11 protein-coding genes are annotated in these 10,056 nt (G+C 70.2%); 4 read left to right on the plus strand and 7 right to left on the minus strand.

The annotated features are described in order from the left end of the window. Positions 1-755: 755 nt before the first annotated feature. From QLQ85_RS03605 to queC, 4 genes are read right to left on the minus strand one after another with little or no spacing between them, the layout of a single operon-like run. Positions 756-1,034, minus strand: coding sequence for a YkgJ family cysteine cluster protein (locus QLQ85_RS03605; RefSeq protein WP_282737745.1), 279 nt, complete (start codon positions 1,032-1,034; stop codon positions 756-758). Positions 1,035-1,071: 37 nt separating this feature from the next. Next, positions 1,072-1,911, minus strand: coding sequence for a 6-carboxytetrahydropterin synthase (locus QLQ85_RS03610; RefSeq protein ID WP_282737746.1), 840 nt, complete (start codon positions 1,909-1,911; stop codon positions 1,072-1,074). Then, a complete protein-coding gene (queE, locus tag QLQ85_RS03615) occupies positions 1,911-2,555 on the minus strand; it encodes a 7-carboxy-7-deazaguanine synthase (protein WP_282737747.1) in 645 nt (214 codons plus the stop codon). Before queE ends, QLQ85_RS03610 begins: the two co-directional genes overlap by 1 nt. Continuing rightward, positions 2,548-3,288 (minus strand): 7-cyano-7-deazaguanine synthase QueC, encoded by a 741-nt coding sequence (gene queC, locus QLQ85_RS03620; protein WP_282737748.1) that lies wholly within the window; start codon positions 3,286-3,288, stop codon positions 2,548-2,550. Before queC ends, queE begins: the two co-directional genes overlap by 8 nt. Before the next feature lie 202 nt (positions 3,289-3,490). Between queC and trhP the strand changes: the two genes are divergently transcribed. The 4 genes from trhP (at position 3,491) to QLQ85_RS03640 (ending at position 6,447) form a co-directional block, all read left to right on the plus strand. Next, positions 3,491-4,927, plus strand: a complete 1,437-nt coding sequence (trhP, locus tag QLQ85_RS03625; protein WP_282737749.1) for a prephenate-dependent tRNA uridine(34) hydroxylase TrhP — start codon at positions 3,491-3,493, stop codon at positions 4,925-4,927. Positions 4,928-5,020: 93 nt separating this feature from the next. Then, positions 5,021-5,431, plus strand: a complete 411-nt coding sequence (locus QLQ85_RS03630) for an SRPBCC family protein (RefSeq protein ID WP_282720875.1) — start codon at positions 5,021-5,023, stop codon at positions 5,429-5,431. 88 nt (positions 5,432-5,519) lie between these two features. Continuing rightward, positions 5,520-5,684 (plus strand): hypothetical protein, encoded by a 165-nt coding sequence (locus QLQ85_RS03635; RefSeq protein WP_282737750.1) that lies wholly within the window; start codon positions 5,520-5,522, stop codon positions 5,682-5,684. A gap of 82 nt (positions 5,685-5,766) precedes the next feature. Next, on the plus strand, positions 5,767-6,447 hold the full coding sequence (locus QLQ85_RS03640; RefSeq protein ID WP_282737751.1) for a TVP38/TMEM64 family protein: 681 nt from the start codon (positions 5,767-5,769) through the stop codon (positions 6,445-6,447). Between the two features lie 8 nt (positions 6,448-6,455). Here the strand turns inward: QLQ85_RS03640 and QLQ85_RS03645 are convergent, their stop codons facing one another. From QLQ85_RS03645 to QLQ85_RS03655, 3 genes are all read right to left on the minus strand, one after another. Continuing rightward, positions 6,456-8,003, minus strand: coding sequence for a sensor domain-containing diguanylate cyclase (locus tag QLQ85_RS03645; RefSeq protein WP_282737752.1), 1,548 nt, complete (start codon positions 8,001-8,003; stop codon positions 6,456-6,458). Positions 8,004-8,158: 155 nt separating this feature from the next. Beyond that, positions 8,159-8,395, minus strand: a complete 237-nt coding sequence (locus tag QLQ85_RS03650; RefSeq protein ID WP_282720879.1) for a DUF2789 domain-containing protein — start codon at positions 8,393-8,395, stop codon at positions 8,159-8,161. A 71-nt stretch (positions 8,396-8,466) separates the two neighbouring features. Then, a complete protein-coding gene (locus QLQ85_RS03655) occupies positions 8,467-9,510 on the minus strand; it encodes an asparaginase (RefSeq protein ID WP_282737753.1) in 1,044 nt (347 codons plus the stop codon). Between the last annotated feature and the right edge of the window lie 546 nt (positions 9,511-10,056).

Consider the following 10,056-nt stretch of genomic DNA (forward strand, 5'->3'; position numbering starts at 1 on the left):
TGACGTGGCGGATAACCGCCAGCGCCGCTGCGCGGCGCAATCGCCCCGCAGAGCGTGGCTCCCACCGGGAGGTAGATGCCCGTGCTGTGGGAGCTTCGGTAAGGACGAGCAGATGCCTGCCTTGTGGGAGCTTGGCTCCGCCGAGCGATCGGCGCCGCCAGGCGCCCCAGTGGATGTCGCTGACGTGGCGGATAACCGCCCAGCGCCGCTGCGCGGCGCATCGCCCCCTGTGGGAGCGCAGATTTTCTGCGCGATTGGCGCCGCAGGCGCCTTGGCGGTGGTCGCCTAGCTGGCCGATGACCACCTGGCGCCGCTGCGCGGCGCATCGCCCCGCAGAGCGTGGCTCCCACAGGGAGGTAGATGCCCGTGCTGTGGGAGCTCCTGTAAGGACGAGCAGATGCCTGCCTTGTGGGAGCTTGGCTCCGCCGAGCGATCGGCGCCGTCAGGCGCCCCAGTGGATGTCGCTGACGTGGCGGATAACCGCCAGCGCCGCTGCGCGGCGCAATCGCCCCGCAGAGCGTGGCTCCCACCGGGAGGTAGATGCCCGTGCTGTGGGAGCTCCTGTAAGGACGAGCAGATGCCTGCCTTGTGGGAGCTTGGCTCCGCCGAGCGATCGGCGCCGCCAGGCGCCCCGGGGTAACCACCAACGGGGCAGACAACCGCTGGCGCCGCTGCGCGGCGCATCGCCCCGCAGAGCGTGGCTCCCACAGGGAGGTAGATTCCCTGCTTGGTGGGAGCTGAGCGCTACGGCCGTTTCAGGTCGCGAGCTCCAGGGCGGCGATACGCTCGAGCGCCTGGTCGCGATGTTCGCCGCACAGCTCCCGATCGAAGCCGAAGCGGGCGCAGACCGCGGGGCGGCGGGGGTCGCCGAACAGCCGGCAGAGGTTGTCGGCATCGAGCTGGACGCAGCGCACCCCGGCCGGCTTGCCGTCGGGCATGCCGGGAATCGCCGAGCTGATCGAGGGGGCGATGCAGCAGGCGCCGCAGCCGGGGCGGCACGCGTCTGCGGCGGCTCGTGCGATGCTCTGCTTCATGCTCCGTGCTCCCCGTTCCCCTCGGCGTCCGCCCGGGTCATGCCTGGGCGATGGCGCCCTTGTCGATGCCTTCGAAGGCCTGGACCCGGGTGGTATGCCCGCTCTCGCGGGCGATCTCGGTGGCGAGCCAGGCGGCGATCTGCTCCACGGTGGTGGGGGTGGGCAGCACGGCGCAGCGCTCCCGGGGCAGCCGCAGCAGGAAGCTGCCCTGGTCGGCTCGGTAGCGGGTGGTCAGCTGCCCCCGGTACTCCGATTCGCCGCCGTCGACGATGTCCTCTTCGCTGACCAGGTAGCGGTCGGCCAGCCAGTCGGCCCACTGCCGTTCGAGTTCGGGAACGCGTTTGCCGTGCTGCCAGACATGCAGCCGCGAGCGATGCCCGTGGGCGATGCGCTGGCAGTTGCCGGCATGGCGCTTGAGGCCGTGGCTGTAGCAGTAGGCCGGGCCGTCGATGGCCTCCTCGTGCAGCCGAAGCCGGATGGCGTCGACCCGGTCGGGGGGGCGGCGCATCAGGTCGTCGGCGAGGCGGTCGCCCAGGCGCTCGGGGGTGATCTCGCTCCACGGCAGCAGGGTGAGGGCCTGGCGCGGGGCGCGGATCTCCATGGGATAGGGCAGGGAGGTACGCACGCAGAGCCCCTCGAGGCACTCCTGGACCTCCACCCCGGGGGCCCGCGTCGGCACCAGCAGGGTGTGGTCCGGCCCGGCGTCGAGCCGCGACTTGATCCACGGCTTGACCTCGCCGAAGTCGAACAGCATGCCGTCCTCGCCGAGTTCGCCGTCGAGCTCGGCGTCCACGTGCCAGCTGGCGGCGGTCAGGCCGCGGCGCGGGCACCAGAGCGATACGTCCAGTTGGGTCAGGCGGTTGACGAAGAGCGTCATCAGTCGATCCCCGCGATCTTGTGGGTCTGCAGCGACAGGCGCCACTGGGGGTGGGCCAGGCAGTAGGCGACGGTCTCGGCCATGGGGCTATCGGTTCGGCCCAGCGGGGCGGTGTCCATCGGCTGCAGGAAGAAGTGGTGAAAGTCGAGCCCGGCGAAGCGCTCGGGGGGGGCCTCGGCCTGGGGATGGACCAGCTTGAGTTCGTCGCCCGCGGTCAGCGTCAGCGAGGTGGCGCCCTTGGGGCTGACGCAGAGCCAGTCGATGCCGGCGGGGGCGGGCAGGGTGCCGTTGGTCTCCACCGCCACCTCGAAGCCTCGAGCGTGCATGGCGTCGATCAGCGCCTCGTCGAGCTGCAGCAACGGTTCGCCGCCGGTGAACACCACATAGGGCGTGGCGACGCCGGCCTCGACCGGCCAGAGCGCGGCGAGATGCCCGGCCAGGGCCGCGGCATCGGCGAAGCGTCCGCCGTGCTGGCCGTCGGTGCCGATGAAGTCGGTATCGCAGAAGCGGCAGGCGGCGCCGGCGCGGTCCCGCTCGCGCCCCGACCAGAGGTTGCAGCCGGAAAAGCGACAGAAGACGCTGGCGCGACCGGCCCGGGCGCCCTCGCCCTGCAGCGAGTAGAAGGCCTCCTTGACGCTATACATCGGGTGCTCCCCGGGCGGCGGTGTCGGGCCGCGGTGAATCGTCGTCGGCGGCATCGGGCCGCTCTAGATAGCCCAGGGGATCCGTGGCACCGTGGGCGGCGAAGGCCGCCAGCCGCTCGCGGCAGCTGCCGCAGCGCCCGCAGGCGAGTTCCTCGCCCCGGTAGCAGGTCCAGGTGTCGGCGTAGTCGAGCCCCATGGCCAGGCCGTCGGCGAGGATCTCCGCCTTGCTCGCCCGCAGGTAGGGGGCGTGGATCTCGACGGGGGCGAAGTTGGCGATGCCCGCCACGGCGTTCATCGCCTCGACGAACTCGGGCCGGCAGTCGGGGTAGAGCACGTGGTCGCCGCCGTGGGCGCCGTAGTCGACCCGGCCGGCGCCGATGTTCACCGCCTTGGCGATGGCCAGCGAGAGCAGGATCATGTTGCGGTTGGGCACCACCGTGGCGCTCAGGTTCTCCTGGCCATAGTCGCCCTCGGGCATCTCGCGGCTGGCGTCGGTGAGCGCCGAGTCGTCGATCAGGCCATGGATGGCGCGGATGTCGACCACCTGGTGGGGGACGCCGAGCCGGCGGCACACCCGGGCCGCCACCTCGAGCTCACGGGCATGGCGCTGGCCGTAGTCGAAGGAGAGGGCGTGGACGTCGAGGCCCTCGCGCAGGGCACGATGCAGCACGGTGAAGGAGTCCATGCCGCCGGAGTAGATCACGACCGTGGCAGGCGCATTCGAGTGGGTCATAGCGGGGCTCTTGTCGGAGAATTTGTCGGGCCGTCGCAACGGCGTTCCGGGGTCCGGTCCGGAAGGGGGCTCAGTGTACGCAACTGGACGAAATCTGGCCAGGATCGGTTGCAGTTGCTAGACTTTCGCGCCTTTCCCCTTCATAGCACCCCTGGCGGCGGCGTCCGCTTCCGGTGCCATCGTCCTGACAACGGTGACCTCCATGAAAGCCCCTGAACTGCTGTCGCCCGCCGGCACTTTCAAGAACATGCGCTATGCCTTCGCCTACGGGGCGGATGCCGTCTATGCCGGCCAGCCGCGCTACTCGCTGCGGGTGCGCAACAACGACTTCAAGATCGACAACCTCCACCGCGGCATCGCCTACGCCCACGAGCGGGGCAAGCAGTTCTACGTGGCCTCGAACATCGCCCCGCACAACAGCAAGCTGAAGACCTACCTGCGCGACATGGAACCGGTGATCGAGGCCGGGCCCGATGCGCTGATCATGTCCGATCCGGGGCTGATCATGATGATCCGCGAGCGTTGGCCCGACCAGGTGATCCACCTCTCGGTGCAGTCCAACGTGGTCAACTACGCCGCCGCGAGGTTCTGGCAGCGGCAGGGCATCAGCCGCATCATCCTGTCGCGGGAGCTGTCGCTGGCCGAGATCGCCGAGATCCGCGCCGAGTGCCCCGACCTCGAGATCGAGACCTTCGTCCACGGCGCGCTGTGCATCGCCTACTCCGGGCGCTGCCTGCTGTCCGGCTACTTCAATCACCGCGATCCCAACCAGGGCACCTGCACCAACGCCTGCCGCTGGAAGTACAACACCGTGGCCGCCGCCCACGACGAGACCGGCGACCTGGTGCCGGCCAATTCGGCCCGGGCCCATGCCGCCAGCGGCGTCTGGACGCCGGGGCAGGATGGACAGCCGGGCGGGCTGATCGCCTCCGGCGGGGGCAGCGCCGAGGTGGCAAGCTCTTCACAAGACACGGCCACCGCCGGTGGCGTGGAGGGCCAGGACGAGCTCTCGGCGCTGATCGAGGACCGTACCCGGCCGGGCGAGCTGATGCCGGTGTTCGAGGACGAGCACGGCACCTACATCATGAACTCCAAGGACCTGCGCGCCGTGCAGCACGTGCCGCGACTCACCGAGATGGGCGTGACCTCGCTGAAGATCGAGGGGCGCACCAAGTCGCACTACTACGTGGCGCGCACCGCCCAGGTCTACCGCCGGGCCATCGACGATGCCGTGGCCGGCCGGCCGTTCGACATGCGCCTGATGGACGAGCTCGACAACCTGGCCAACCGTGGCTACACGGAGGGCTTCTATCGGCGCCACGTCCACGACGAGTACCAGAACTACGAGCAGGGCAACTCGGTGGGCGTGCACCAGCAGTTCGTCGGCGAGGTGATCGGCTACGACCCGGGCCGTGGCGTGCTGGAGGTGAACGTCAAGAACCGCTTCGAGGTCGGTGACGGCATGGAGCTGATGCTGCCCGGCGGCAACCGCCGCTTCGTGCTCGAGCAGATCGAGAACCGTCGCGGCGAATCGGTGGGCGTGGCCCCGGGCTCCGGCCACGTGGTGCGCATCCCGGTGCCGGGCGAGGCGATCGACCCCGCGCGCATCGAGTATGCGCTGCTGATGCGGGACCTGTAGCCGCGCTGTGCGATTGGCACCGCAGGCGCCCGGGCGGTAAGCTCCAGGCTGGCATCGATCACACGACCCCTTCTTCGTTCTCAGGGAAGCCGCATGGCCACCATCGAACACAGCGCGATCCTCAAGGCACCGCCGGAGCGGGTCTTCGCCCTGCTCGAGCGTGTCGAGGACTTCGTCGACTACTCCGACCTGATCCGGGCGATCGAGCCGCTGGGCGAGAATCGCTACCGCTGGCATGTACATGCGGTGGGTCGCGACTGGACCTTCGACGTGGAGATCACCCAGTCACGGGCACCGGAGGTGCTGGCCTGGGAGTCGCTGGACGGGGTGGAGAACCGGGGGTGCTACCGCCTGACGCCGGTCGCCGAGGGTACCGAGGTGGTGTTGACCCTGACCTATGTCCTGCACAGCCGACTGGTCGAGAAGGCGGTAAGCAAGGCGGCGAAGCCGCTGGTGGGGCGGGTGAGCCGGCAGATACTCGAGCGGGTGGAGGCCCGGCTCTGACTCCATTAGCTGGCTATCTTTCTGTCCGGGATGGGACGCGCTAGAATGGTCGTCGCTGAAGCCGTCGGCTTCTCTCGAGGATTCCCCCATGATCAAGGGGCTTTTCTGGTGTTTCACCGTGCTGTTCGTGCAGCTGGGCCTGCTGTGGTACGTCGATCTTCGGGTGGCCGCCATGCCGCGGCTCGCCGATCCCCCGCCGGCCGAGGAGGAGGGAGACGAACCGTTGCCGCCCGCCGGTGAGCTGGACGCCTGAGCCGGCCGGCACCCCGGGGCCGTGACCCGGCGCCGGGGGCGTGGCACCATGGTGTCTGCGTCCCGCCGCCGAGAGAGAGTCGATGCCCCGAGACAGCTCGCTGAGTCGACCCTGGCGCTGGGTGGCCATCGGAGCCAGCCTGTTGATGGCGGCTTACCTGTGGGTCTGGCACTCCCCGGACCTCGCCGCCCTGCAGCGCTGGGCCGAGGAGGCGTCTCACCATCCGCTGACCATGGTCAGCGTCATCCTGGTCATGGCGGTGACCCTGGCCGTTGGCCTGCCCGGCAGCATCGGCCTGTGGCTGATCGCCCCCTTCTATACGCCGCTCGCGGCGACCCCCATGCTGATCGTTGGCAGCGTGGGCGGTGCCCTCGGCGCCTACTGTCTCGCCGCCCGTGCCGGTGAGTGCTTCTCTCCAGGCACCCTGACCCGCCGGGTCATGCGCATGCTGGAGAAGCGCAGCGACTTCCTGACCCAGTGTGCGCTGCGCGTCATGCCGGGCTTCCCCCATTCGGTGGTCAACTATGCCGCCGGCCTGTGCCGGTTGCCCCTCGCCACCTTCATCATCGCCGCCGTGGTCGGCCTGGGCATCAAGTGGGCGGTCTATGCCAGTGCCATTCACGGCGCCCTGGCTGCGGTGGAGAGGGAAGACGCCCTGGGGGCGGTCGTGGTGATGCCGCTGGTGACGCTGACGCTGCTGCTGCTGGTCGGGGGCTGGATGCGGCGGCGCGTCGACCGGGCGCGCAACGGCTCTCCCGGCTGAGCGGGGCATCACGCGCGTGGCGTGAACCGCTGGGCGCCGCCGCGGCCATTGCGCTTGGCCTGGTACATCCCCTGGTCGGCGGCATCGATCAATTCCCGGGCATTGCGAAAGTCGGTGTCGCCGATACAGGCGATGCCGATGGAGACCGACACGTGCAGGGGCGCGCCATCGACCTCGGCCATGGGGTGGCTGGCGAGCCGTTCCGCCAGCCGCCTCGCCATGGCCTCGGCACCCGCCACGCGCTCATCGGGCAGGATGACCAGGAACTCCTCGCCGCCGTAGCGCCCGGCCAGGTCGCCTTCACGAACCATCTCCTGCAGGCTGGCGGCGAAGTTGGCCAGCACGCGGTCGCCCAGCTGATGACCGTGCCGGTCGTTGAGCTGCTTGAAGTGGTCCAGGTCGATGAACACCACCGCCAGGCTCTTGCCATGCTCGCGGGAGTGGTGGAAACGCTCCTCGAGCTGCTGCTCCAGCCAGGCGCGGTTGGCGAGGCCGGTAAGCGGGTCGAGGCGACTGCTGCGCTCCAGTTCGGCGTGTCGCTCACGCAGGGCCTCGAGCTCGACCTGCTGGGCGTCGAGGCGGGCGCCGAGGGCCAGCGTCTGCATGAAGAGGTGCCGCTTGGCCTCGGCGAGCAGCTCGTGGCTGTCGCGCTGGGGCGGGCGGGTGATCTCCAGCAGCTCGGCCATGCTCGGCAGCTGTGCCTGCAACTCGTCGAGGATCTCCTCGATCGCCGTCAGCGATAGCTCCTGCCGGGTTTCGAGGCGCCGGATCAGGCGGCCGAAGGCCCTGCCGGGGGTCTGTGTCAGCCAGCCGTCGGCGATCTGGCCGGAGAGGCGCAGGCAGAGCATGTCGGGTGAGGTCGCCTCGAGCTCGCCGTGGCTCTCGGCGATGCCGCTGGCCAGGTGCTGCGGCACGCCCCAACTGGCGGCGAGCCAGGCCCCCAGGCTGGCATGGTCGCATCCGTAGCGTTCGCGTTCGGCCTGGCACAGGGCGTCGTGGCTGGCGGTGGCGCGGATCAGCGCCGTATAGGCGTCGCCGTCGAGGGCCTCGGCGGCGAGGATGCCGATGTCCTGCAACAGGGCGATGGTGAAGAGGGTGCCGGCATGCTCGGGGCAGAGCCGGTCGGCGAGGTGGCGGGCCGCGAGGGCGGCGATGATCGCCCGCTGCCAGATGGCGTCGAGATCGAGCCCCTCCGCCCTGCCCGAGGGCGACAGCCCGAAACTCATCACCGCGGCGAGGGTGGCGTCCAGCCCGATGCGCGAGACGGCCTCCCGGCAGCTATTTGCCTCACCGCGATGGCGGGCATAGAAGACGCTGTTGGCCAGCGCCAGCAGGCGCAGGGTGAGGGCAGGGTCCGCCTCGATGGCCGCGGCGTATTCGAACAGGCTGGCGTCGGTGCGTCGCGCCACCATCAGCACCTTGGCGACGGCGGCGGGCAGCGAGGGCAGGGTGTGGCAGTCGGCGAGGCGCGCCTGCAGCGAGGCCGGTAGTGGGGGGAGGCCCTGGACATCGTGAGGATCCCCGGCTTCACGCGCTGATGTCTCGACAGGCGTCATCCGCTGTTCCCTGCATGATCGGTGATGGGGCCGCCACCGGGGCGTGCCCGTACCGCGTCAAAGTTCGAATGGACGTGGCGTCCTGTCTGTATACGTTTTTTTACATTGGCTGGCATGGAGGGTCAAGAGAGCGCAGGGAAAACCGCGCCGGCGGATCAACGCTTGCGCAGCGACGTGTTGAGATGGTCGACCACCTCGGCCCAGTCGGCATCCTCCTCGATGGCCTCGCGCAGGAATTCGGCCTGGCCCTCGTTCCAGCAGGGGGCGTCGGGCAGGGGAATCTCCTCGGGGATCGGACCGTTGCGCTCGATGAAGCGCCTGATCGCTTCCGGATCCGAGGCGAGCCCCAGTTGCTCGAACAGTTCGGTGAAGGGGTGATCGGGGTGTTCCATGGTGGCGCTCCTTGCGGGGGACGGGATCACTCCCACCATAGCCATTTCCGCCGTGCCGTGCCCGACCGACGTCAACGCTCGCCCACCAGCGGGGTGAGAAAGCGCCGCCGGCGTTCCGCGTCGTCCAGCGGCTGGGCCAGCAGGTGCACGAGCTTGGCCAGTGCGGCCTCGGGGGTCATCGACTCGCCGCAGAGGACGCCGGCGTCGGCCAGGCCCCGGCCGGCGGCGTAGCTGCCGATGGCGATGCTGCCGCGGGGGCACTGGCTGATGGCGGCCAGCAGCTTGCCCTCGCCGCTGGCCCGGGCGAGGACGCCGAGCAGTGCCGGGTCGTCGGGTATATTGCCGCCCCCCCAGGTCTCGAGCAGGGCGCCCCGAAGGCGGTCGTCATCCAGCCAGGCGGCGACCTGGCGGGCCGTGATGCCCGGCCACAGTACCAGGCGGGCCACCCCGCCCTCCGCCAGGGGGGCATAGTCGGGGAGCTCGAAGCGGGGGGCGCCACGCTGCTGGACCTCCAGGCCGCGGCCGGGGTAGAGCACCGCATCGTCGTCGACGCGCTCGCCGAGCAGCGGATAGTTGGGGCTTGCGAAGGCGTCCGGGGCACTGGTGTGCCACTTGCGGGTGCGTACGCCGCGCAGCAGCTTGCCGGCGAAGGCGATCGCCACTTCCTGCAGGGCGGGGTTGGCGGCGAAGCGTAGCGCCGTCTCCACATTGGCCAGGGCATCACTGCCGTCGGCCTCCAGCGGGCGCATGGCGCCGGTCGTCACCAGCGGGCGATCGAGCCCCTGCAACTGGAAGGCCAGGCTCGACGCGGTCCAGGCGAGGGTGTCGGTGCCATGGAGCACCACGATGCCGGCATGGTCGCGGTAGCGGGCGGCGATTTCCCGGGCCAGGCGTTGCCAGTCGACGGGCGTGGCGGCGCTGGAGTCGATGGGCGAGGGCGATTCGAGCAGGGTGAAGGCGGGCAGCGCGGCACGGCGTGCCGGGGGCAGCGTGTCCAGTGCACCACGCAGCCGCGCCTCGAAGTCGCCGCCCGGGGCCAGGCCGTGGGAGGTCTCCACCATGCCCAGGGTGCCGCCCGTGTAGAGTACCAGCAGGGAGGGGGCTGCTGCCGTCATCGTCGCTCCTGTCGGGTGAGTGTGGCGCGAATGATAACACCCCTCACCCGCGCACTCTTGCCCCTCGGAGAGCCGGGGCGCCTGGCGGCGCCAAGCGCACAGAAGATCTGTGCATCTACGGGTGGGGATGGCAGCCTTGTGGGAGCCACGCTTTGCGGGGCGATTCGCCGCGCAGCGGCGCCGGCGGTTGTCTGCCACGTCAGCGGCCACCGCCAAGGCGCCTGCGGCGCCAATCGCTCGGCGGAGCCAAGCTCCCACAAGGCAGGCATTGGGCACCCTGTGGGAGCCACGCTTTGCGGCGCGATGCGGCGCGCAGCGGCGCCGGCGGTTGTCTGCCACGTCAGTGGCCACCGCCAAGGCGCCTGGCGGCGCCAATCGCTCGGCGGAGCCAAGCTCCCACAAGGCAGGCATTGAGCACCCTGTGGGAGCCACGCTTTGCGGGGCGATGCGCCGCGCAGCGGCGCCAGGTGGTCATCGGCCAGGTTGGCGACCACCGCCAAGGCGCCTGCGGCGCCAATCGCTCGGCGGAGCCAAGCTCCCACAAGG

Source organism: Halomonas kalidii (genome assembly GCF_030010475.1).
Taxonomy (GTDB): Bacteria; Pseudomonadota; Gammaproteobacteria; order Pseudomonadales; family Halomonadaceae; genus Halomonas; species Halomonas heilongjiangensis.